At 44.2% G+C, this 24,548-nt stretch carries 23 protein-coding genes and 1 pseudogene; 10 read left to right on the top strand and 14 right to left on the bottom strand.

Going from position 1 to position 24,548, the window contains the following annotated elements; genetic code table 11:
• Positions 1–181: 181 nt before the first annotated feature.
• Complete coding sequence (locus ACVA53_RS21195; protein ID WP_446506179.1) at positions 182–355, bottom strand: hypothetical protein; 174 nt, start codon at positions 353–355, stop codon at positions 182–184.
• 204 nt (positions 356–559) lie between these two features.
• Here ACVA53_RS21195 and ACVA53_RS21190 point away from each other — a divergent pair, with 204 nt between their 5' ends.
• From ACVA53_RS21190 to ACVA53_RS21160, 7 genes are all read left to right on the top strand, one after another.
• Positions 560–1,858: a TolC family protein gene (locus ACVA53_RS21190; protein WP_446506178.1), complete on the top strand. Its 1,299-nt coding sequence runs from the start codon at positions 560–562 to the stop codon at positions 1,856–1,858.
• 8 nt (positions 1,859–1,866) lie between these two features.
• Positions 1,867–3,435: an efflux RND transporter periplasmic adaptor subunit gene (locus tag ACVA53_RS21185; RefSeq protein WP_446506177.1), complete on the top strand. Its 1,569-nt coding sequence runs from the start codon at positions 1,867–1,869 to the stop codon at positions 3,433–3,435.
• Positions 3,432–6,560 (top strand): efflux RND transporter permease subunit, encoded by a 3,129-nt coding sequence (locus ACVA53_RS21180; RefSeq protein WP_446506176.1) that lies wholly within the window; start codon positions 3,432–3,434, stop codon positions 6,558–6,560. The genes ACVA53_RS21185 and ACVA53_RS21180 overlap by 4 nt, the downstream gene beginning before the upstream one ends.
• A 45-nt stretch (positions 6,561–6,605) precedes the next feature.
• Positions 6,606–7,103: a cupredoxin domain-containing protein gene (locus ACVA53_RS21175; RefSeq protein ID WP_446506175.1), complete on the top strand. Its 498-nt coding sequence runs from the start codon at positions 6,606–6,608 to the stop codon at positions 7,101–7,103.
• A gap of 16 nt (positions 7,104–7,119) precedes the next feature.
• A complete protein-coding gene (locus ACVA53_RS21170) occupies positions 7,120–7,638 on the top strand; it encodes a CueP family metal-binding protein (RefSeq protein ID WP_446506174.1) in 519 nt (172 codons plus the stop codon).
• A gap of 185 nt (positions 7,639–7,823) precedes the next feature.
• Positions 7,824–8,771, top strand: coding sequence for a CDF family Co(II)/Ni(II) efflux transporter DmeF (gene dmeF, locus ACVA53_RS21165; RefSeq protein ID WP_446506173.1), 948 nt, complete (start codon positions 7,824–7,826; stop codon positions 8,769–8,771).
• Positions 8,772–8,784: 13 nt separating this feature from the next.
• Complete coding sequence (locus ACVA53_RS21160; protein ID WP_255040207.1) at positions 8,785–9,201, top strand: MarR family winged helix-turn-helix transcriptional regulator; 417 nt, start codon at positions 8,785–8,787, stop codon at positions 9,199–9,201.
• Positions 9,202–9,462: 261 nt separating this feature from the next.
• Here the strand turns inward: ACVA53_RS21160 and ACVA53_RS21155 are convergent, their stop codons facing one another.
• The 4 genes and pseudogenes from ACVA53_RS21155 to ACVA53_RS21140 form a co-directional block, all read right to left on the bottom strand.
• Positions 9,463–9,972: a glycine cleavage system protein R gene (locus tag ACVA53_RS21155; RefSeq protein ID WP_255040208.1), complete on the bottom strand. Its 510-nt coding sequence runs from the start codon at positions 9,970–9,972 to the stop codon at positions 9,463–9,465.
• Between the two features lie 209 nt (positions 9,973–10,181).
• On the bottom strand, positions 10,182–11,627 hold the full coding sequence (locus ACVA53_RS21150) for a methyl-accepting chemotaxis protein (RefSeq protein WP_255040209.1): 1,446 nt from the start codon (positions 11,625–11,627) through the stop codon (positions 10,182–10,184).
• Positions 11,628–11,881: 254 nt separating this feature from the next.
• Complete coding sequence (locus ACVA53_RS21145; protein WP_255040210.1) at positions 11,882–12,370, bottom strand: hypothetical protein; 489 nt, start codon at positions 12,368–12,370, stop codon at positions 11,882–11,884.
• 473 nt (positions 12,371–12,843) lie between these two features.
• Positions 12,844–13,732 (bottom strand): annotated as a pseudogene (locus ACVA53_RS21140) (IS982 family transposase).
• A 747-nt stretch (positions 13,733–14,479) separates the two neighbouring features.
• Between ACVA53_RS21140 and ACVA53_RS21135 the strand changes: the two are divergent.
• The 3 genes from ACVA53_RS21135 to ACVA53_RS21125 all read left to right on the top strand — a co-directional run bounded on the left by ACVA53_RS21135 (position 14,480) and on the right by ACVA53_RS21125 (position 16,174).
• Positions 14,480–14,695: a hypothetical protein gene (locus tag ACVA53_RS21135; RefSeq protein ID WP_274124867.1), complete on the top strand. Its 216-nt coding sequence runs from the start codon at positions 14,480–14,482 to the stop codon at positions 14,693–14,695.
• A 326-nt stretch (positions 14,696–15,021) separates the two neighbouring features.
• Positions 15,022–15,420, top strand: a complete 399-nt coding sequence (locus ACVA53_RS21130; RefSeq protein WP_255040228.1) for a hypothetical protein — start codon at positions 15,022–15,024, stop codon at positions 15,418–15,420.
• Between the two features lie 4 nt (positions 15,421–15,424).
• A complete protein-coding gene (locus ACVA53_RS21125) occupies positions 15,425–16,174 on the top strand; it encodes a hypothetical protein (protein ID WP_446506172.1) in 750 nt (249 codons plus the stop codon).
• 187 nt (positions 16,175–16,361) lie between these two features.
• Here the strand turns inward: ACVA53_RS21125 and ACVA53_RS21120 are convergent, their stop codons facing one another.
• From ACVA53_RS21120 to ACVA53_RS21080, 9 genes are all read right to left on the bottom strand, one after another.
• Positions 16,362–16,868 (bottom strand): sigma-70 family RNA polymerase sigma factor, encoded by a 507-nt coding sequence (locus ACVA53_RS21120; RefSeq protein ID WP_446506171.1) that lies wholly within the window; start codon positions 16,866–16,868, stop codon positions 16,362–16,364.
• Between the two features lie 83 nt (positions 16,869–16,951).
• Positions 16,952–17,185, bottom strand: coding sequence for a thioredoxin family protein (locus ACVA53_RS21115; protein WP_255040231.1), 234 nt, complete (start codon positions 17,183–17,185; stop codon positions 16,952–16,954).
• A gap of 20 nt (positions 17,186–17,205) precedes the next feature.
• Positions 17,206–18,204 (bottom strand): permease, encoded by a 999-nt coding sequence (locus ACVA53_RS21110; protein WP_446506170.1) that lies wholly within the window; start codon positions 18,202–18,204, stop codon positions 17,206–17,208.
• 674 nt (positions 18,205–18,878) lie between these two features.
• Positions 18,879–19,703, bottom strand: a complete 825-nt coding sequence (locus ACVA53_RS21105) for a hypothetical protein (protein ID WP_446506169.1) — start codon at positions 19,701–19,703, stop codon at positions 18,879–18,881.
• A gap of 122 nt (positions 19,704–19,825) precedes the next feature.
• Positions 19,826–20,419, bottom strand: coding sequence for a hypothetical protein (locus ACVA53_RS21100; RefSeq protein WP_446506168.1), 594 nt, complete (start codon positions 20,417–20,419; stop codon positions 19,826–19,828).
• Between the two features lie 373 nt (positions 20,420–20,792).
• Positions 20,793–22,709 carry an AAA family ATPase gene (locus ACVA53_RS21095; protein WP_446506167.1) on the bottom strand — a complete coding sequence of 639 codons (1,917 nt, stop codon included), beginning with the start codon at positions 22,707–22,709 and terminating at the stop codon, positions 20,793–20,795.
• On the bottom strand, positions 22,696–23,199 hold the full coding sequence (locus tag ACVA53_RS21090) for an ABC-three component system middle component 5 (protein ID WP_446506166.1): 504 nt from the start codon (positions 23,197–23,199) through the stop codon (positions 22,696–22,698). The genes ACVA53_RS21095 and ACVA53_RS21090 overlap by 14 nt, the downstream gene beginning before the upstream one ends.
• Positions 23,193–23,744, bottom strand: coding sequence for an ABC-three component system protein (locus tag ACVA53_RS21085; RefSeq protein WP_446506165.1), 552 nt, complete (start codon positions 23,742–23,744; stop codon positions 23,193–23,195). Before ACVA53_RS21085 ends, ACVA53_RS21090 begins: the two co-directional genes overlap by 7 nt.
• Before the next feature lie 3 nt (positions 23,745–23,747).
• Entirely contained in the window at positions 23,748–23,909 is a 162-nt protein-coding gene (locus tag ACVA53_RS21080) for a hypothetical protein (protein ID WP_446506164.1), read from the bottom strand.
• Positions 23,910–24,548: the final 639 nt, after the last annotated feature.

The raw sequence follows: 24,548 nt of genomic DNA, 5'->3' as shown, positions 1-24,548 counted from the left end.
CGTTTCCCCTAGGGGAAGGTTTACACTTATTGGCAATCTTATAATTTACAGTTAGATATTGATGATCTTGCGCCGACCGCACAATATGCTGGCATTACTTCTGGTATTGATAATCAGCCTGATTATCAACCCAGTTTTTGCTATGTCTGGTCATCAAACCATGCCAAGTCAACAAACAGGTTCAAGCCATCATACAGACTCTGCTGTATCGACGGCCCAGAGCACTGCTCATCACAGTGTTCATAACCAAGGCATGCTTCACTGTGATAACTGCGCTGATGGTTCGACAATGGACGCCAACCACTGCGGCAATGATAGCGATAACAAGCATTGTAAAAGCTGCAACAGCAGCCATTGTCAATACTCCACCCTGCCCGAGTTTTATCTCGCACAAGTAAACTTATCCGCTCAAGGTACTCCCCAGCGTTTATTGGTAAGTGCTCCAATTTCCCGCCCCGAAAATAGCCTCCGCCCCCCTATTCACTAATTCGCTTCCGTTTACATCACTGGGCCAGTTCGCTTGTCCAGTCGCTATTTACGTCGAAAAAGTGAAAAAAACATGTATAACAACAAGATATTCCGTGCGATCCGCATGGTGTCTCTCATTGGTTTTGCCGCCAGTTCTTGGGCGAATTCTTATCCAGAACATGCCCATTCAGAGCCAGCAACACTAAAGAGACTTATTAACTGGGCGGTTGAACATGATGTTGCCCAACAGCAAATACAGTTTCAGGCTGATGCGATCAGCGAAATGGGGATTGCCAATAGCCAACTTATGGATCCCAAAGTGAAAGTGGGTATCGGCGGTTTACCGGTCGATAGCTTTGCTTTCGATGAAGACCCAATGACCAATATTTCTGTCGGCTTAATGCAACAATTTGGTCGTGGCGATAGCTTATCCCTGCTGCAAAAGCAGAGCCGGCAACAAGCCGGGAGTATTCGCAAACAAGCCGATATCCGCAAGCTGGATGTCGCCAAAGCGATTACAACTAGCTGGATCGAACTGGCCTACCTTGAACAAAGCCAGCGATTGATTAAACAAAACCAAGATCTCTTCCGCGAACTCACCCGCTACCTCAGCACCAACTACGGTGTCGGGGCTAGCCAAGTGCAGGATTTGATCCAAGCCGAGTTACAAGTCAACAAAATTGATGACCAACTTCAGTCAAACCAACAGATGCAACAGCAGCTGCGTGCCCAGTTATCTGAATGGTTAGGAGAACAAGCTTGGCAGATCAAACCCAAAGCCTATCCACAATGGCAGGCTCTGCAAGCCTATCTAGCTGCGTCTACACAGGATCACTATCAACAACTCGCCAGCCATCCGAATATTCTCGTGACAGATGAGCTGATCAAAAGTAGTGAAACCGGTGTCGAGATTGCCAATGAATCCTACCAACCACAGTTCGGCGTCGAGGTGATGTATGCCCATCGTCAGGCGGATAGGATGGATGGCTCTGCCGCTCCAGACTTGGTCAGCGCCTATGTCACCGTGGATCTCCCGCTGTTCACCGAAAAACGCCAGGACAGAAAGCTATCAGCCGCCCAGCATCAGGTCGGGGCGGCCAAAACACAGCGTGATCTCATGCTGCGCCAGATGCATGCACAGATCAGTGCTGCCGTTATCAACAGGGATAACACCCTGCAGCGTCTGGATCGCTACCGCTCAGCCTTGCTAAAGCAAGCCAAGGAAAAAACCCAAGCGGTCGAGCGAGGCTATCAAAACAATACCAGCCAGTTGGATGAATATATCCGGGCAGCCAGTGAAGAACTGGCCATCGAGCTGGAACAGGCACGCCTTGCCGCCGACTTACAACAAACAAATAACACCTTGGCTTACCTGCTGAACAAATATTAAGGGATATCATGAAACAGTCATTTTCTGTTGCCTTCATCGCTCTCGCCATTGGTGCTGGTCTGGGTTATTTCAGTAACAGCTACTTCGCTAATAAGCCATTAGGCACAAGCCATGACACAAACAGCCAAGCAGCTAGCAACGAGCCTCTTTACTGGGTCGCTCCCATGGATCCGAACTACCAGCGTGATAAGCCCGGTAAATCACCGATGGGGATGGATTTGATCCCAGTCTATGAAGAAGATCTTGCAGGCGGCAATGATGACCCGGCCGGTACCGTCACGATCAATTCAGCGGTTGAGAACAACCTCGGCGTCAAAACAACCCAGGTTGAACGCCAGCAGCTCGCCCCAAAAATTGATAGCGTGGGCTATGTTAGTTTTGATGAAAGCCAGCTATGGCAGATCAACAGCCGTGTCAGTGGCTGGATCCAAAACCTCAGTGTCAATGCCATTGGTGAGCGTGTGCTTGTTGGGCAGGTACTGTTTGAAATTTACTCGCCAGACTTAGTCCGAGCCCAGGAAGAGCTGCTCAATGCCAAGCGCATGGGTAAAGCGGTGCTGGTCAATGGCGCCAAAGATCGCTTGCGTTCATTAGGCGTGGATAACGGCCAGATCAGCGATATTATTCGCCGCGGCAAACCGCGTCAGTACATTGCGATCAAAGCCCCTTCCGATGGGGTCATTGCGACCCTTAACATCCGTAATGGTGCTTACTTGTCACCACAGCAAACCGTTATTAGCGGTGGTTCTCTTTCTGATATCTGGGTTGATGCCGAGGTGTTTGAGCGCCAAGCCCATTGGATCAAACCCGGTACCAGTGCGGATATGTGGGTCGATGCCCTTCCGGGTAAACGTTGGCAGGGCCGGGTCGACTACATCTATCCGATTTTAGATCCTGCAACCCGTACATTACGGGTGCGCTTGAAGTTCAGTAACCGCGAAGCCAACCTAAAACCCAACATGTTTGCCAACTTAACCTTGATCCCGCAAACCGAGGAATCGGTATTAGTGGTACCGGAGCAAGCCGTGATCCGCTCTGGCAATATGGCCCGTGTTGTCCTCGCCCTAGGTGAAGGCAAATACCGCTCAGTACGGATTAAAACGGGGCGTACCGCTGCTGGCATGATTGAGGTTATTGACGGGCTGACGACTGACGACACCGTCGTGACCTCGGCTCACTTTATGCTTGATTCTGAATCGAGCCAAAGCGCCGATCTCAGCCGCATCAACACCCAGACACTGAGTCAACCTTCCAGCCAAGTCCACACCACCGGGGTGATCCGAAATATCATGCTGGATCATAAGATGCTAACGATAGAGCACCCACCCATCCCTGAATGGGGCTGGCCTGCCATGACCATGGATTTTACGGTCAGCGATGACAGTGACCTAAACCAATTGGTCGGTGGCCAGTCGGTACGGTTTCTAGTGACCAAGCAGGACAATGGCCAGTACACGCTTTCAGGTATAGAAGCAGATAGCGGAGAAAGTGGTGCAATGATCGATCACAGCGCCCACGACCATCAAAACATGGAACATGATATCCAGACTCCAGCGACTAAGGAGACTGAACAATGATCGGTACCATCATCCGATGGTCAATCCAAAACCGTTTTCTGGTTTTGGTTGCCACCGCTTTTTTAATTGCTTCCGGCCTATACAGCGTCAAGCAAACTCCGATTGATGCCATCCCAGATTTATCTGATGTACAGGTCATAATCAAAACCAGCTATCCCGGCCAAGCACCGCAAGTGGTAGAAGATCAAGTCACCTACCCGCTGACCACTGCCATGCTGGCAGTACCGGGGGCAGAAACGGTTCGTGGTTATTCCTTCTTCGGCGATTCCTATGTCTATATCATCTTCAACGATGAGACCGATATGTACTGGGCACGCTCGCGGGTATTGGAATACTTAAGCCAAGTCGCCCCAAACCTACCCGACAGCGCCAAGCCAACATTAGGGCCTGATGCTACCGGTGTCGGCTGGATTTACAGCTATGTTCTGGTTGATAAAACCGGCCAACACGATTTGAGCGAGCTGCGAAGCTTGCAAGACTGGTTCCTAAAATACGAGCTGCAAACCGTTGAAGGCGTATCGGAAATCGCCACGGTTGGCGGTATGGTCAAACAGTACCAAGTCCAGATTGATCCCAACAAACTACGCGCCTATAACCTGACGCTACAACAGGTCAATATGGCGATTCAGGCCGGTAACCAAGAAGCGGGAGCCTCGGTGATTGAGTTGGCCGAAGCTGAGCACATGGTGCGGGCAACCGGCTATGTTACCAACATCGACGACCTCAAGAACATACCGCTCAAAGTCACCGACAAAGGCACACCACTGCTACTTGGTGATATTGCCGATATTAACCTCGGTCCACAAATGCGCCGCGGGATCTCGGAACTCAACGGTGAAGGCGAAGCGGTTGGCGGGGTTGTCGTCATGCGCTTTGGCGAAAATGCCCAAGAAGTCATCAACAACGTTAAAGACAAGCTAGCTGATCTAGAGCGCAGCTTGCCTGATGGCGTGGAGATCGTAACCACCTATGACCGCTCAGGCTTGATCGACAGCGCAGTAAAGAACCTCTACGAGAAATTACTCGAGGAATTTATTGTTGTCGCCATCGTCTGCGCCCTATTCCTATTCCACTTCCGTTCATCACTGGTAGTGATTATCAGCTTGCCTATCGGCATTCTGTCTGCATTTATCATCATGCACTGGCAGGGGATCAACGCTAACATCATGTCACTCGGGGGGATTGCGATTGCGATCGGCGCTATGGTCGATGGTGCCATCGTGATGATCGAGAATGTCCACAAACACATTGAACGGACCCCACTCACGGATAAAAACCGCTGGCAGGTGATCAGCCGAGCAGCAGAAGAAGTCGGCGCACCGCTTTTTTTCTCGCTGATTATCATCACCCTAAGCTTTGTACCTGTGTTTGCCTTGGAAGGCCAAGAAGGCAAAATGTTCTCGCCACTGGCCTTCACCAAAACCTTTGCCATGGCGTCGGCCGCTGGCTTGGCAATCACCTTGGTACCGGTACTGATGGGCTACCTGATCCGTGGCAACGTGATGCCCGAACATAAGAATCCCATCAACCGCTTGGTGATTGCACTCTACCGTCCATTGCTTAATTTCAGCTTGGCGTTCCCAAAAACAGTCATTGTGATTGCACTGGCGTTGATGACATCGGCCTACTATCCAATGCAAAAGATGGGTAGCGAATTCATTCCACCGCTGGATGAAGGCGACTTGATGTACATGCCTACCACCTACCCTGGCATATCAATCGGTAAGGCGCGAGAACTGTTGCAACAAACCGACAAGCTGATCAAAACCATCCCTGAAGTAAAAACCGTCTGGGGCAAAATCGGCCGAGCAGAAACCGCGACCGATCCCGCACCGTTGACCATGATCGAAACCATTATCCAGCTCAAACCGAAAGAAGAGTGGCGCGACGGCGTCACCACAGAAAGTTTACGGCGTGAGCTGGATAGCTTGATTCAGTTCCCCGGTTTGACCAACGCCTGGGTAATGCCGATCAAGACCCGTATCGACATGCTGGCCACCGGTATTAAAACCCCAATAGGGATCAAAATTGCCGGACCAGATCTCAAACACATTGAGCAAATCGGTGCCCAGCTGGAAGCCGTACTGCAAGGCGTTGAAGGCACAGCATCAGTCTATGCCGAACGAGTCGCCGGAGGCCGCTACATCACCATGGATATCAAGCGCCGAGAAGCCGCCCGCTATGGCCTAAGCATCCGAGATATTCAGCAAGTGATCAGTACCGCTGTTGGTGGCATGAACGTTGGAGAATCTGTCGAGGGGCTGGAGCGCTACCCTATCAATGTCCGCTACCCGCAGAGCTACCGAGATTCATTGGATAAATTGCGCAACCTGCCTCTTGTTACTCCTAGTGGTGCTCGGATCGCACTGGCTGATGTCGCCGATATCCGCTTTGAAGATGGCCCGCCGATGATCAAAACCGAAAATGCCCGCCCCAACGGCTGGGTCTTTATCGACATTGATGGTCGCGATCTCGGATCTTATGTGGAGGATGCCCAGCAAGTGGTTGCCGAGCAACTTGAACTGCCCGCAGGATATTCGCTGGTGTGGTCAGGCCAATACGAGTACATGGAGCGGGCCAAGGCCCGACTGACTGTGGTGGTACCGGCGACTATCGCCATCATCATGCTGTTGTTGTACTTGAGCTTCCGCCGTGCTGGAGAAGTCATGATCATCATGGGTACCCTGCCTTTGGCGATGGTCGGTGGGGTATGGCTGATGGAATGGCTGGGCTACAACTTCTCGATTGCCGTCGGTGTCGGTTTCATTGCCCTTGCCGGAGTGGCGGTAGAAATCGGGGTCATCATGCTGGTTTATCTCAATCAAGCCTGGAAGTACCAGCTAGAAGAAGCCGAGCACACCAACAAGCCATTGACGCTTTTTTCACTCAACAAGGCCATTCAGGAAGGGGCGGGACTGCGGGTGCGGCCAATCATGATGACCGTCTCCACCGTCATCATCGGCCTTATCCCTATTATGTACGGCTCAGGGACTGGCTCGGAAGTCATGCAGCGTATTGCCGCACCCATGATTGGCGGTATGTCCTCGGCGCTGTTACTCACGCTTGTGGTATTACCTGCCTCCTTCCAGCTTTGGAAACGCTTTAGCTACAAACTCACGCAATAACGACAAACACAATTCCCGGTGCCCTGCACCGGGTAAGGAACTATGATGATAATAAAAACCACCTTATCACTGGCTCTAATACTGGCGACTCCCTTGAGTTTTGCCGCTGGGGACCACGCTCATCATCACGAAGGGCACGGTAATATGTCTGGCCACGGCGCGATGGCCTCAGCCGTTGGTATGCCTGCACCAGTCACTCAAGCGAGCCAAACCTATCAAGTGGTACTGACCGACGATATGAAAATGCAATTCGAGCCAAACTTATCCATCCAACAAGGTGATGTGGTGCGGTTTATTATCACCAACCAAGGCCAGATCCCCCATGAGTTTTCCATCGGCAGTCTCGACGAACAAGCCAAGCATCGCGAAATGATGCGGGCAATGCCGGATATGGAGCACCATGACGGAACCACTCTCACCTTAGCACCAGGTGAAATCGCAGAAATGGGATGGCACTTCATGGGCCAGAACTTTGTTGAGTTTTCTTGCAACATAGCAGGCCACTCCGAGGCCGGCATGAAGCGTAATACAATTTTAAAATAACGAGATGGAACATACGATGAAATACCTACTACCTGCACTTCTACTCTCTTTAAGCAGCGCACAAACGCTAGCAAATACAGATGCACAAGCTTTCAGTAAGCTGTCACCGCAAGCGGCACTGAAACAATCCCATCAGTGGCACCGGACTGGCGAGGCAACCGTGAGAATCATGCCTGACGCTATCTATGCAGAGTTTGCTGACGGCTCAAAAGCGACGGTCCCCATTGAAGAAGAGTTTCTTCTCTCTATAGCCCCGTTCGAGAACGTGACCCATGGCTGTACCTTCCATGTTCCAACTGGCTGCCAAGGAGAAATGGTCAACAAAGCCATGACGGTGGAAATTACCGATACCCAAACCAATGAAGTGGTTCAATCTGGCATGGTAAAAACCCAGAAAGACGGTTTTATTGATTTCTGGATGCCGAAAAATGGTAACTACCAGTTCACCTTCACCTACCAAGGCAAAACAGCTACGGAAGTACTGAGCACCAAAGGTAACAGCCGCACCTGTATCACCACTATGCAGCTAATCTAAAAAGCGTCATCACGCTATAGCCTCTCCCCTGCAGACCATAACTCTGCAGGGTGTTTTCTATGCGCCACGCATTCCCTCACCTCTCAATATGCTTTGACTTTCAAACTATATGATCACAGAATACCTTGACTATCAAAATATATAATTATCAAACAAAATAGCTTGTACCAATCAGGGGAACACTCATGCACCGTTCTAATTTGCAACAATGGCAGCATAGCCATGACTTTGTTTCAATCAACCATAAAGGGGAACAGCGGACGCGGTGGGTGCTAGGGTTGACAGTCGTGACTATGGTGGCGGAGATCACCGCAGGTACACTCTTTGGCTCGATGGCGTTATTGGCCGATGGTTGGCACATGGGGACCCACGCAGCCGCTTTCCTCATTACTCTGTTTGCCTACCGCTATGCCCGCAAGCACACTAACAACCCAACGTTCTCGTTCGGAACAGGCAAAGTCAGTGTGCTCGGAGGGTTCACTAGTGCCATCGCACTTGGCCTTGTTGCCTTATTGATGTTGGTTGAATCTTTAGACCGCCTGCTTAATCCACAAACCATACAATTCAATGAAGCCATTCTTGTGGCTGTGATCGGTTTATTAGTCAATATCGTCAGCGTATTCTTGTTGCACGGTAGCCACCATGATGATCATGGTCACCATCATCATGAACATAGCCATAACCACGGGCATAGTCATGGTCACGATCATAACCTCCGCGCAGCCTATTTCCATGTATTGGCAGATGCCCTGACATCTCTATTGGCCATCGTTGCCCTGTTGTTTGGTAAATACCTTGGCTACGACTGGCTCGACGCCATCATGGGCATGGTCGGTGCGGTGATCATTACTCGCTGGGCATGGGGCTTGATGAAGCAAACCAGCCCAATCTTGCTTGATGGCAGTATTGACCATGAATACCAACAAAAAATTGTCGACACACTTGAAAGTAATGCCGATAACAAAGTCAGTGATATCCATATCTGGAAAATCAGCGCCGACCATTATGCTGCGATGATTTCGCTGGTGACCCACCAACCCAAAGCAGCCAACGAATACAAGCAATTACTGAAAGAGTTCGATAAACTTAGTCATCTCACGATAGAGGTCAACCCGTGCCAAACGGCACACTGACAACGAGACAGAAATGAAAGACATTGAACAGTTGAACCACACCATCATTGAATTCTACGAAAAGCTCTCTTCTTGGGAGCAATCCGTTGTCCGTGGCAAGGGCTTCTCCCTGCCACAGATTCATGTCGTTGAAATTCTAGGTGCACATGGTGCAATGAGGATGAAGGAGTTGGCGGATAAAATTGGCGTGACGACCGGTACCCTGACTGTTCAGGTCGATAAAATGGTCAAGCTGGGTCTTCTGGTGCGCCGCCCGCATGAATCAGATCGTCGATCGATTCTCGTTGAGCTAACTGGAGAAGGAGAGGAGCTGTATCACGAGCACGATCAGCTTCATCTCAGCCTGACGCAAGACATCACCGCAAAGCTCAGTACTGAAGAGCGGCAACAACTGCTTGCTAGCCTGGCCAAAATGAACCAAGAGTTCTAATACCAATCTGGATAAGTCGTTGATCAAGTATTTGCACTGGAAAAATCGTTGTTATCAAAGCAGATATTGCAGTAACTAGTGGCTCTAATTACAAAATATCTAACGCAGAGAACATCGATTTTAACCAGCAAGACTGAGCAAATATTTATGTAGGTTGGTATAAACGTTACGATCCTATCAACGCCAGCTATCCACCCGATACAGGTACGGACCCGTACCTGTTATTGTCTTCTTTAGCGTTGTGTTTAATACGCTATAGCGTTAAGCCGTTTCTAACACTTTCACAATCAGACCATCGTCGACTTGCTGCAACGCTTCAAGCAACTGTTCAGTATCCACTTCGGTAGGCACATCAACTTGCAACTCGGCAAAGAATAAAGCCTGGCCAAGATCAGGGACACCTATACGGTGGTTTTCAATCTTCACGATACCGATGCCTATATTATCCAAAATACGGGTAATATCATTGACGATACCCGGACGATCACTCGACTCGACCTTCAAAGTTAGATGGTCGGTTTTGATTTCACCAACCTCCGCCGCTTCTATGATCCGGATATCTAATTCTTGCTGGGCTTGGAAAAGCTCTCTTAGCTGACCCGCAGATTGTGCTGGAATATCAATCTTCAAAATCCCGACAACTTGGTTATCCAGCCTGTTAATCTTACTGATCAGCCACTTGCCACCAAGTTCGTGAGTCTTGGCTGCTAATTTATTGATAAGTTGAGGATGATCTGTTCCCGCCAATGTTACGGTTAATTGAGTATTCATACGCGCTTCCCCTCTACAATCCAGCCAGAAACACGCTGGCTATATAGTCAGATTAGCAAGCAACTGGGCAACGTGCCGTGACCAGGCTCCATTCTGGTTATGAAAACCATTGTTTCCCCCATACTGAATTCACAAATCCATGCAAAAGAGCCAGTTACTAAAGTAACTGGCTCATAAGGGCTGTGGATCTTTCAAGCTGATTTAAGGTTTCAGCTATTGGTACGATATTTATGCAAAATATCACCCAACTGACGCGAGGTATCCGCCAAGCTGGTGCTGTTATCAATCGACTGTTCACTCATAGTACGGATCACTTCCGACTGGGAACGGATATCATGCAACTCTGAGGCTATATCATTGGCAACCGTAGTCTGTTGATGTGCCGCCGTCGCAATTTGAGTGCTCATGTCCATCACCTGACGTGCCGATTCGGCAATGTTATCCACGTCGCGGCCGATTTCGGTGATCATCTCACGACTGTGGTGCGACTGCTCAAGCGTCACAGCGGTAATGTTGGAGATACTGTTCGTCTCAAGCTGAAGCTTGTCAATCATAGCCTGAATCTCAACCGTTGCCTGCTGCGTGCGCCCCGCCAGCGTTCTGACTTCATCGGCAACCACAGCAAAGCCACGCCCCTGCTCACCGGCACGGGCCGCTTCTATTGCCGCATTCAGCGCAAGCAAGTTAGTTTGTTCAGAAATAGCATTGATCGTGGTGATCACCGCATTGATTTCTTCGGCCTTCTCATTGAGGCTACCAACAGCACGCGAGGCTTCGTCGGTTTGCTCAGACAGCTGGGTCACTTTGACAATCGCCTGTTGAACATTGCGATTACCCTGCTCGATGCTTTGCATGTCAGCATCCGATTGATCAGAGGTTTGCTGTGCCAAACCAGCGATATCTTTAGCCGACGCTGTCATTTCTTCCATCGCCGTCGCTACTGAATCAAGCGAAGCGTATTGCTGGTTCACTTGTTGGCCTGCACCTTGTGCATCATTACCGAAATTACCTGCCGCAATCTGCAGGTTCTGAGCACTGTGCTTCACCGTATTGACCAGCTCGCTTAAGGTATCCATAGTGCGATCTAATTCAAAACCGATGATACCGAACTCGTCTCGGCCAACGTGGAAACCCAGTCGCGACGTCAAATCACCATCGGCAATACGCCTAGTGGCTTGGTGCATCACCCACAGCGCACCGCCAAGGAAAGTCGCTATCCAGTAACACAGCAAACCAATTGGTAAGAGTGCAGCCAGTGAATAAAAAAAGCGCTGCAAGGCCTGATCTTTTTCTGCCTGGAATGATGTGGACAACGCCTGTGGCAAGCTCGCCATGCCCATTGATGTCACCATCTGCGCCTGCTCTCGGGCTGTCCCGTAGGTATTGCCGGTAAAGTTCACACCTTGTTGTTGCAATAAGTTGCGCTGGGCATCATTGTCCAAACCGGAACCCTGTACTGTTTCGACCATTGCCGCAAGTCTTGCTTCGGTCACCATCAATTGCTGCCGCTCAAGTTGGCTAACGCTTTGGCGGTAATGCAACCCGGCAATCGCCGTGACGACCGTGGCAATCAGTGCAAAGAGCACCCAAAACTTATCGTTGACAGACATCTTGACAAACAGTCTGTCAACGGTACGAAATTCAACCTCTCTCATCCTCGTTCCCTGTAGTTATTATTGGGTTTGGCCATATGGTAACAGCTCAACGTTTGCTGTTGTGATGCAGGATTTATTTTTCAGATAACAGAAGCACACCATTTCACGAAAAGTTGATCTTTATCACAAAAAAACCACCAATTTAATGCTTCTAACTAATACCGACATAAAAAAAACCGGTCGTTATCACTCTGAATCCCAGAGCGATACCAACCGGTTTTGTATGTTACTTTTCGTCAATAAACGAAGGAAGCTTAGATACCTGCGCGCTTGAACAAACCAGCCATTAATGGTGAATTTGCTTTAACTTGCTTGGATTTAGTCTTGAACTCACGTGCCAGCGACGTATCTTTGATATCGTTGGCAATGTAAATCATTGACTGGTACATATCACCTGCTGTTTTGATACGAGCGCTATCGTTCATTGGGCTAATGATTTTCACCACATCGGTGCCTTTCATGCCGTTTTTAGTAGCGTAATTCTCAACAGAATCCAACAGCTTATCTAAATCATTCACGAAGTCAGAATTTTCAACACCTAACTTCTTAATCTCTTTCAGGTTACGCTTTCGCACCCGATTGATAATAAATGCTGGCTTATTGATCATCTTGTAACCGAAGAAACCGGCAAGAATCAGTAAGGCAACACCACCAGCTACATAACCCCAAATAGAACCCGAAGATTCAGCAACAGGCTGGATCACTTCGGCGGCGGTTGTAACAGATACTGGTACATCAGACATATTGGTAACCTTTCATTTCTCTGGAACAGAACAACAGTGACATTATGCACTCCAGCAACAAAGAACTATGCGTTTTATCAATATTTGTTGCAAATAGGGTGACCGACTTCAAGCTTTGGCAATTAAGCTGGCGAGCATATCGTGCCACAAAGCATAATCTTTCACAAAAAAATCAGTTCTGGCATTCAATAAAGATGCAGTAGGCTTCGACGAAATACCTTCGGTCACTGCCTCAAGCTGTTCGGCTGCCATATGTAATGGAACGGTACATCTACTCGATTCATTCTTGAGGATTTGATAGTTTTAATCTCGGTCGCCTGCCTTTAGATCTCTACATGGCTTCTTCCAGACTTACAAGCTCCCATCTAGGTCTGTATGAAAATAAACCGCTCATTACCTCCATGGACTTCACTTTCAAAAAATGAATATTGTAATACGCGAAGACTAAAGTACGTAATTAACCTCAGATCGGTTTAAGCCATCGCCATCAACCCTGATTTTTCTGTGCTTGTGATGTTGAGCGATGGCTTTTCTGGTTTCAGACAGTAGGCGATTAACCCGCCAAGTAAGTTCAGCATGAAGCCGTGTAGACTCCGGTGGCGAGAATGCTCTATCTGAGAAATATTTTTCAGTTGGTCATTGATGGTCTCGATAATGAACCTCTTTGATAACATTGCTCTATCCCAAGCAGCAAGTATTTTGGGTTTCATGTTTTTACGGTGAGTCGTAATAAGAGTGATCCCATCCTCTTTTAAATCGGCGGTAAGTGCTTTGCTGATATAACCTTTATCAGCATAGAGTTTATCGAGTAGGCCTTTTGATAGCTCTCGAACTGGCTTTCTATCATCAGTATTCGCGGGTGTGAGTTTGGCTGCAACGATATCACCAAGATGGTTAGTGATGATGTGAAGCTTAAATCCATAAAACCAACCCATTGTTCCTTTACCCCTTGCGGCTACTCCTTTGAAAACCTTATGCCGTGGTATGCGTAAATTGTGGCAGACTTTAATGCTTGTGGAATCAATGAACTCAATCCCTGTTGGCTCACCTTTTACATGCGTGAAGAAAGAACTAAGCGGAATGAGTACTGATGGCATGACTTCAAGAAAGCGGGTGTAACTCAACAAGGCTGGGAAATCACTTTTGTGATAGCGATGAATGATGCCAAGATAGAAGTTCTTGAAATCACGCTGATGAGACATATGAAAAGCAATAATGATGGTCATTATCTCGCTCTCCGACATGCGACCTTTTCGGTTCCGTTTACGTTCACCATTTTTTAACTGAAGTTTTTGCCATTGAGGTAAAAAAGCCAAACAAAAAGTCATCGACATGACAAAAAAAGTCTACTAATTTGTTCATAGCTGGTTCCTTTTGCGATTAGTCGTTCTTGGTCGAAAGATCTGATCGCAGAACCAGCTTTTAGTTCCCTTCTATTCTTATCCCGAGTTCAGGTCAATCACATGATCGAACAAACTAATCAATAAACTTATTAAAGACTAACTCGTCGTCTACCCTGCCCCATCATTTATGATCTTATTTTAATGAAAATAAGATCATTTTAACCATTCTGGTTGAGTATGGCTCGACTGCCATTACCCGATTCATTTTTGCACTGACGAGCTTAAAAAGATCCTTTCCTCAGGAATGTTTTAGCTGACAATGGCACATGATGTACCTCACCCGTTTTGTTGTTAAGCCACAAAAAAATAGCTTATGCATGCTATCATGGCAATGATGCATGGCATTAAGAGAAATACGAAAAATACCAGCCTGATAAGTTTATAAAATCATTAAGTTAAAGGACTATTTGCAACATAATTTCACATAGCCTTGCAATAAATAACTTCATCGCTGGACGGTTTTCAATAGTTCGTGTTGTTAATTAACAACATCTCTCGATTGTCTTTTATGTATGGCACTAGGTTAAGCGACCGAAAGTTGTAGTTCGGCTACTGTTACATAGTTTTGGACATAATGTGTTAGTTAGTTTGCTAACTCTAACGAAAGTTAAATTAAAACACATATTATACAATGACTTATACAGGTTGTGAGTTCAATATAAGTTTACTCCCTCATTTCATATTCTAGCAATACAGAAGGATTATCATGCGTAACACACCTCTTTCCATCATTAGATCTGCTGTAGGCGGTACCTTTTCCATAGTTAGGTTTGTTATCGGTGGTGCCATGCGCATTATGGGAGCCTATCTGCTCGCTATGTGTGTTCTTGAGGTATATAACAATTATCAGAACCTGGACATTAAGTTGCTTGCATCGTTTACCTTAACTGGAATTATCCTTGTGTGGCTTGCTCCAGATTAACGCCATGAATAAATCGAATTTCAGGCGTAACACCTCTTTAATTTTGGTCACCGGTATTCTCATTTTTCGCATTGTCACTTCCTTACAACCATCTGATGTATAGCAAGGATACTGAGCCATTGATTTAAAAGAGAAAAAGCAGGGATTCCAGCGATTACGATCATAGCTTCCCGAGTTAGGTAAAAATGGCCGGATAATCCCGGAATCAGTGGGACAATACTCAGGAACATGCAACTAAACATTGAAATACAAATTAACACTTTGATTTATTAGGTTGTTACTCAGTAAATGCTATGCTCCCTCCCCTTTAACAATCGAGAATAAAAATGAAAAACGTATTAGTTGCTTCGGTCATTGCGGCAACGATGTTCACCGGTCAAGTATTAGCAAATGGTTGTGTTGGCTCCTACGTTGGCCCACTAGTGATTGACGCAGAGCGTGGACATAATGGGATGGTCGAAACCACTGTTCAACAAAATGGGCAGGTAGCAATTGTATTGACTGGTAGTGACAGAGTTATCGACTACCACTTAGATTCAAGCAGCTCAAATATGAGAGCAGAGATTAGTCAAGATGGTAAATCTCTTATTATCTCTTTAGGAAGTTGGACAAACTCGCTTGTCGCGACCGTTCAGACTGAGCGCGGAAGACTGCACATGGTCAATATCTTCACTGACAAAACCGATGGAATACCATTTGGTTCTAAAATCATTTTTGAAAACTAATCACATGAAAAAAGCATTACTCGCCTCCTGCTTGATACTGCTCACTGGGTGTTTCGATGACAAGGATGAAAATAAATCTTGGCGACTGAATACCAAGGAGATCGCCGAAATCATTGAGTTTCGCAATGGTGTTTCCATTCATGGCTACCTGCAAAATAAAGCCACCGTACGCTGGAACACCGAACACCCCGTACCACTTTACTTTGTATCGCAAACAGAGGGCAAGGTACCTGCCAATGTAAGCGAAGCGATTGATTTAATTCATTCGGCTATTGGGTTTAAGGTGTTTAGCGTGCCGCAAGTCCTCTATCACCCATTGAGTGACTATCGTGACGACGTATTGAACATTTCCAACAACCAATTTGATGAGCATTTTTACGCCACGCATGAAATCGACTTTGGCGTAGTGATTGGTCATGATACTCAGTTCTCATTGCTCAGTGAGGGGCAAAATGATTATTGTGTCGGTACCTCGAACCAGCCTTTTTCAAGCCAGCTTCTGACCTATTTCGCGCCTGACACCCATTATTATCAAGAGGATCAGGTTATTTGGGTGCATGTGGGGCATCCAAGATGCAACCAAGCTAACCTCACACCGGAGGTGATCGCAAATGAGTTGCTACGTAGCCTAGGTTTACCAAGAGAGTTTCTCGTTGGAGATTGGTGGTTGACCGAGTTTTCTGGACCAGCGCAACAGTTAATTCGCACTCTGTATAACAACCCAGCAGGAACACCGTTTAGTGAGCTCAAGTAATCATCTATCACAGCTCCACCATCTGTGTTGCCTGCTTATCACTACTGATAAGATTAACTAAAAGTTTTTGGGGCAGAAACGTACTAGAGCTGTTCACGCTGGCACACCTCAGGACACTTTAAAGCTAGTGATTTTCTAATTGAGTAGATAGCGGATTAGGTGCCCTTGATTCGCTAGCGGACGAGATTCATTGAACGCGTTTGAAACAACAAACACCAGATGTATCCTGCTTAACCTGACACTCTTTCACGAGCCTCTGTTTTAACTCTATACGAGCGCGGCGAAGTCGCGCTTTTGTTGCTGGCAACGTCAGGCCATGCGCATTGGCGTACTCAACTTGGGTGAGGCCATTCAGGTCGCACATTTCGATTATATGTCGATCGTTATCCGATAGTTTGGGCAAAATGCGCGGCAAACACGTTTGTAATTGAGTCATTACCGGTAATGACGTTTCGGCGGCCTGGTGCTCGCCTATATCTTCCAACGCTATCCTTTTACGCAACCGATCAATAAAGTGATTCTTAGTCATCTTAAACAGCCAAGCTTTGCCATCCGTTAATGAACAAAACCGCTTGCTGTTACTCATTGCTTTAAGAAACACTTCTTGAATAATATCTTCTGTTTCATGCTGGCTGTTTGTTTGCTTCAACAACCAGCTGTACAAGATCGCCTCTGTTTCATCCCATGCTTTCATTAAGCACTTCATCATCTTACCCTTCAAAAAAGACAAGAGTGCTGCCCACTATAGTGAACAACGCGGGCCGCACCTCAATAAAGCTATGCAAGCATAGCACGTACTTGTTCTTCCGTTGGTACAGACCCTGTATGTTGAATTATACCGTTCACTCCGACTCCAGGGGTACTCATTACCCCGGCTTTCATGATGTCTTCTAAACTCGAGATCTTCTCAACCACAACATCTTGGCCGAGATCTTTTGCCACCTTAGCAAAACGTTCCGCAGTGACCGCACAGTTATTACACCCTGGACCATATACTTGAATTGTTTTCATCTTCATCTCCACGAATAGAATCAGTGATAAGCATTAAACAGCCACCCCACAACAGAGATAGCAACAAATAAGTAACCGGCAATTAAGCCGAGTAAGCGATATTGCATCACCTGCTTGAGCATCATAAATTCAGGCAGACTCACTGCCACGGCTCCCATGCAGAACGCTAAGGTCGTCCCTAAAGGCATACCTTTTTGAATGAGAGAAGCCATAATTGGCACCACCCCAGAAGCATTGGTGTAGATTGGAATCGCACTTAAGGTGGCCATAGGTACGGTCCACCATTGACCATCCGACAAGTTCTGCTCAAACCATTGCGCCGGTACAAAACCATGAATAAACGCACCAATCCCAACGCCAATAATTACCCACTTCCAAATACGTTTAACAATGGTGCTCGTTTCATTCACTAAAAAGGCATGGCGCTGGTGATGTGTCAGTGCTGGAGCCGTGGGGGTAGCAACTTGATTACAATGAGATTGGTTATCGCTCATCTCATCTTCGAGATAAGCTTTGGCAAGAAACGGCTGCAGCCAACGATGAGCTTTGAATAAATCCACAATGACGCCAGCCAAGATGCCCAAAAGCATACCAATAATGATGTACATCACTGTGAATTTCAGCCCCAAAATGCTGCCAAGCATGATCACCACAACCTCATTAATTAATGGTGAAGTGATCAAGAAAGCAATGGTAATACCGATGGGAATACGGGCAGTGACAAAGCCCATGAATAAAGGAATAGAGCTACAAGAACAAAATGGTGTAATCGCTCCAAACATGGATCCAAAAACGTAACCAACACCACGATTCTTGCCACTCAAGTAATCACGAACTCTCTCAACGCTCAAGCTCGCCCTTAGATACGAAATAACATAAATAAGAACAATCAATAACACGAGAATTTTGCTGGTATCTTCAATAAAGAAATGAACCCCGATACCTACCGAAGTATCAGGTGCTAGCCCCATGATTGAGTAGCTCAACCAATCGGCAAAATGAGTAAATACATCCAACATTGATGTGCCCTTTAAATGTATATCTATTTACAACACGTATGGGCGTTCAAAAGGATGCATTTTATTTTAAAAGAGTTAAGCGCCAAAAGATTTCGCTGCACCACCTATTCGATTTATATCAATAACCTAAGCAACCGCCTTGTTCGCAGGCAAGCAAAATACAATACGATGAGTATCATTCATTAAGCAGAATTACTATATTTGAAATAAACTTCAATCAAGAGGTGATATGAACAAATTTAGCGGGATCTATTTTGTGATCTATAATGTGTCACAGGGGAGAAGTTAAAGCAGATAAGCTTCTGATATAAAAGGCAAACGTGTTGCTTGCAGCATAAGCCTGCATAATAATCAATACATTACACTAAAATATGCAGCATAAGTATGCATGACTTAGAATCATATCCTTGCATATACTTAGAGTATTCATTCTCTTTTACCATCCCTATGAAAGAAATTTACTGACGACAGATAAAATACCTAAGGCAGGTAAACGCCTACGTAACCCACCTATAGACAAAACAGAGACAGTTATATTACTAAATTAGAATATTATGGATTAGGTACAGTAAGTAGCTTCGTTAAGCAGTCAGAACGCTCGCTGTAAACACAAAACCAACGATAGAATGAGAAATGCCAAGTGTTGCGAATCCCTCTTAAATAGTTTGCATAGCTTATTTTTCCAAGCGTTTAACAACTTGGTTCATCGTATAGTGTACAAACTGAGAACCAAGCTCTGTGAGCTGATATTGCTTGGTGTTTTCAAATGCCGACTCCATTGTGCTACTGCTAGATCCAGCTCGTTTTGTAGTGCGTGATTGCTTTACAAACTGACCATAAGCATTCGTTGGTCTAAACTGGCGAATTACCCCACCTGTACTCAAATCACGAATAAGTAACTTAAACAAATCTGCTTCTGCACTATCTTCACGGGGCATAATATCACTCACCGACTGCCATATACCTAACCTTGTAACACCAGGATTTTGGTAAATTGATCTGATTACTTTGAAATGAATTTCATGATAAGTATCAAGCCAATCATTGAATAATCTGATTTGATCATCAGGACATAGATTTGAAGCTGCAGCATTAGAGATTAGATTAACAACATACTGCCTTTTCTCAGCCGTATCCGAGTTGTCCCAAGACCTAAACGCTCGGCGTACTAACCCTAAATATTCTTCACTTTGAATACGATCTTCAAATTGTTCAGGAATCGACTCCAAGCGCTCAGTAACTTCATCAAGCGATTGACCCAATTGCTCAATTTTAATCTTGTGAACTTTTAACCACTCTTCATAAAGTGCATTAACCAGCCCTTGGCTTTTTTCTCCATGAACCGCTGCACCTGAAGCTAGTAAGCTACCAACCCAAGGAATAACGCTCATCGCATTAGCAGTTATGCGACAGTATTTCTTCCATTTGTCGCTATCACTTAGGACCGCAAGGTCATGGATAATAAACTCTTCAGTTCTTGCAGCATAATTTTCAGTCACTATTTAATCCTTTTAGCCTAACGCCAGCCATAAGGTGCGCCACTATAAACTCACCAATTCAGCAGGACTTCAAACCAAAAATTCCGAGTATAACAAGTCACCTAAGTGGCATTGTTATGTATTTATGCCAACACCAATGCAATAGATATTACCAGTAGGACAACCAAAACAACTGTTAGCACTTTCACATTTGAAGCCAAATTTCTAATTCTAGAGCTTAAGTGATCAATTTCACTGTGAATGTTATCCTGACACATCCTCTCGCTGGACATTGTTGATGCTGAGGAGATCAAATTTACACTTAGTGACAACAACACAACATTGACAAAAAGTGAAATGATAACCATAAACGTTTTAAAATCTTTTAATTCGTCATTTATTGACTCTTGCCTACGCTCACATTTAGGAAGACTGTCAGTGACAGCCTCAGGCTCAGATAGCTTCGTATACACATAGTTTAATTGACACGTCTCATATTCCCTCTCATAGTTTCCAATTGTGTCTAAAACAACTAAGAGTAACGGTGCAACAAGCAAGCAATATGCTATCAACCCCCCTCCATTGAAAAGAAGCTTCGACCGAGTAGGATTATTCAAGGTTATTGCTGTATGAGCCATAAGTGCAGCAGGAATGACTATGGTCAATACGACAAACAAAGTTGCATTCAGAGCTCCAGACTCAAAACGAAAAACAAGCGAATACAAGAACTCAAACACTACTTAAAATCCCTTTCAAATACATAACATCTGCAATAAGGTGCCCCATACTAAACCAGCAAAACAAACCGAACCTCACACCAAACCGCAGAGTGTCCAAGGTCACCTTGATTGCCTTGTTAGCACTTTAGTTTACCACGTACGAATTTGACCAACTCCTGATGAAGTTCATAGCATTGACGCGAAAGTTCATTGAGTTCATCGATTGGCTTCTCAACGTGCTCTGGTAAGCTAAATTCCCCACGAAATCCATCTGGTATCGCAATGATTTGGCCATCCTAAATGTGGCTGGCCAAGTTTTCTAATCCACAACATTACGTAATTTACTGATGATAAAGTCTATGTATCGATAGACTTACACATAGCTTTATTACTATGCTTTTGATACTTTGAAATTCAAACTCTTACTATTTCTGGTAAATGTCTTTCCTACAAGATATTCATTATTGTCTAACGTTCCCTCAATACTCTTGGTTGCAAAAATTATTTGAAACTCAACTTGAGAATCAGAAAGAAGATCATGAATAGCTTTTTGAAAGTTTTTAGAACGACTATCTTCCATACCACCATTCTCAATACCATCAAGAATCAAAAACCTCGGAACACGTAAGTATTTTTTCTCTAATGATGTCATCAATAATGCTAGCCTAAATGAGTTGTATAAATAGACCATACCACTTTCAGAAAAAGATGATTTGCCATTAACTGATATACTATTGGAGGCAAAATCAAATTCTATATTTTCAGCAGAAGAAAACTCATCCTCCGAACCAATATCTTTCTTAAGAACTGAGATAAGGTTCTTTGAAATGCATTCTCTAACTTCAGGCTCTCTCAATCTATAAATGTTTTCTTTTCTAGATATTTTATCTTTAAGATCGTTGACAGCCTCTTGAGTCCGATCTCTTTCTTCAGTAAGCTCTGCTATTGAATTTAATAATTCAGCAATTTTATCTAAGTTCTCAATTTTTTCTTCTAGATAACCAATCTTCTGATAGCAACCAAATATCTTTGATTCATTCTTGTTATTTATAGATGTTATGACAGACGAACTTTCCGAAATGCTTTTTCTCAACTGCGTTCTTAAGTCTTTTCTCTTTCCTTCAAGAGCGATAAGTTTTTTATTTTTCCGCTCTATGATTCGATTAGACTCAGCAAGTTGGAGGTCTATTTCGCTTGACATACGCAATAAATTTTCGTTTGCTTCACCTTTATCATTAGTTTCTGAACCACATAATCCGCAACTATTCTCTTTCAATGAGTTCAGTTTGGATTGACAGCAAGGGCATACTTGGAAAGAGAAGTTTGATATTGACTTATTAACAATAATTGCGTCTTTAATAGCTAATTTTTTGTCTTTCAGCTCTGAGATAAATTGTCCAGAGTCTTCAATATCATACTGAAGTGTCCTTATTTCACTTTCACACTCATATAGACTTGTTTTCAGCTTAATGTTGTTAATAGCAATTTTCTCAGATGTAGACTTCTCATCTTTATATTCACCAAAAGACTCTAACTTACTATTAATCACATCCTGATTTAATTCAACTATCTGATTTAAATATTCCTGCTTTTCTTCTTCAATGGAGTTATGCTCTCTAGAAAAAGACGTTTTACCAACAACTGAGTGTATTGCTGTAATCTCTGAAACTAATTTGGTGAGTTTCTTATCTTCTTCAATAAGTGCTATTTTATAAGCATAAAGATCGTTATCGTACAAGCCTAACAGGTAGTTACCTATAGATTCCCTCTTAAATGCAGAGTCAAATGGTTCGATATTGAAAATATTTCCTGAAGCGTTAGATTGATCACCATAAATAAGTCTTAATACTTGGTGAATAGTAACATTGTTGTTATTTGCATCCGCTTTAGCTTCAGGAATATTAAGAATATCAAACAACTTTTGAGAAAAGCTAATACTACCGTATTGAGATGAGTATGAGTGTTTTTTCCAGTTTTCAATCCCAGTATTTAGAGCATCAGATATTGGCATAAAACAAAACCACATTGGTTGTTTTTCCTTACCATTGATATCTCTTTTTATCGTAATATCAATTCCATTTACCTTAAGCCCAATATATACGGAATCGCATTCACCAGCTTCATCTTTCCAGTTAGTTACTTCATACCCCATTCCAAAAACTAATAATTGAATAATTGAGGTCTTTCCCCCACCATTACATCCGCTAAGAATATTTATTCCATAGTGAAAGTCTTCGTCATACATATAACTACTATTTTTAGTAGCGATAAGCCTCGAAACTCTTAATGATGGATTATATAGCATCATATTTACATCCCATTAAGTTACTTGCTGACTTCAAACCATTATCACCTACTAAGTCCATATCTATAAGGTGCTTTCTTATAAAAGACACTGCTTGCGATGATATACTATTTAGTTCTTTAGATAGAATATATTTTATCTCTGGAGAAACTTTATCATAATTCAATCCTAATCTATTGTTTTCTTTTGCAAAGCTAATAACACCTAGAGTTTCCAAGTAACAAATAGCCATATCTTGAACAGGCTTCATAATCTCAAATAGGTTATTATCACTATAGTTTTGATAGTTATTATTAAACGACTTAAACTCATTCCTTTCTTTGACCATATCTCGCCCAAGTTTCATTTTAGATATATGAACAGGGTGTGCCAAAATAAAATCAAGAATTCTCAGCCTATCCTTTTCCACTTCTTTGCCATCTAACTCCATCGATAAAGCAGATAACCTTAAGACTGTATGATTTACGTCTATAGACTTGTTATAAACTAACATTCATCCCACTCCAGATGACAGTTACCAGTCAAATAAAATACCATCCCATTAATCTGTCTATGATATATCTCTAAAACATTTTCCCCTAACTTTTCAGAGATCTCTATTTCAACACATGTTCTTAAGAGAACTTTTACTTCAGATGCTGAAATACTAGGGTGTAGCTTCGGTTTAATCTCTGTATTAAAGATAGACTCAACATCTGCAAGAAGATAAGTGATTATTTTTTGTGCTGAGTTGTAATGCTGATACTTCAAAATGAGTTTAGTTATTAGCTCTTTTAGCTCTTCTGCATCTTCAATAAACTCTGAAAGACCTACATCAGACAGTTTCTGAACTAGGTCTCTACGCTTCTTTTTTTTGGTCTTATAGTGTTGCAGCTCATCAATAAACTCAAAGGTCAGTTGATCGCCAGTGACCTCATCTTTATAAGCTTTTGATAGGTGGTCAAGTTGAGTAGGCTTAGGAAGGACATTCTTTACCATATCCCTCCCAGCATAATCACCTTTAATTAGTACATTTTTTAGTCGATTGAACAAAGTCATTTATCACTTCTTATCACGACCTGTAAAGTCGCGACCGATGTCTACATTTTTCAAATTATTCTTAACGCTTTTGCCAGATTTAAAATTCAATACAACACGGATCCCTAAACCTAGAACAGCTACTACAGCAACACCAATCAAGCCGATTGTCATAAGATCATTCATCAAAACACCTAAAATTCATGAGGTATACCAAGTGGTAGGGAAATGTTTGATAATTACCAAAGATACATTACCTTAATATGAGTCTGATTGTACTACAAAGTAAGCATCTGAAAGAAATGGAATTTGTGACCGCTACCAAGGAATCGTGACGTAACCTAAAGTAGTAAAATTACCCTTTATTAATTAGCTCCATTCAACTCCCTACTTGGGAGTTGAAACCAAAGACAATCAATTACTTAGCGTAAAATTTAAACGAAGTTAGTAGATATGCTTGATTAAGTAACTGTTTTTATGAGGCTTAAAGGATACTCCCGCCAACCCACCAAACGTTTAGAAAGGGCAACGGATCAGGTCTTGTCGTTTTACCACTCATTACTTTTTGTATACCAAAACTGACTAACTATCTATGGCGAGTTTAAAAGCGTAAAAAACTTCTGGGCATTTCTAATTTAGTTCCCAAGTTAACTGACAGGTTGAGGGGGCAGCTAAGTCAAATGCGGTAGGGAGAAATCGGCTTATGGGATACTGGCTAGGTACAAGCTGCACATCGAACGTGTTGTCAGTGCGTATTCCGCTGATTCCGGACACCCATTCCGCGTTTAACCGGACGCCCTTTTCCCCAAGCTTTTCTCTACCCCT

This window comes from Photobacterium sp. DNB23_23_1, from assembly GCF_052873815.1.
Note: the sequence above shows the minus strand (reverse complement) of the source record. Positions and strands in the feature narration are given on the sequence as shown.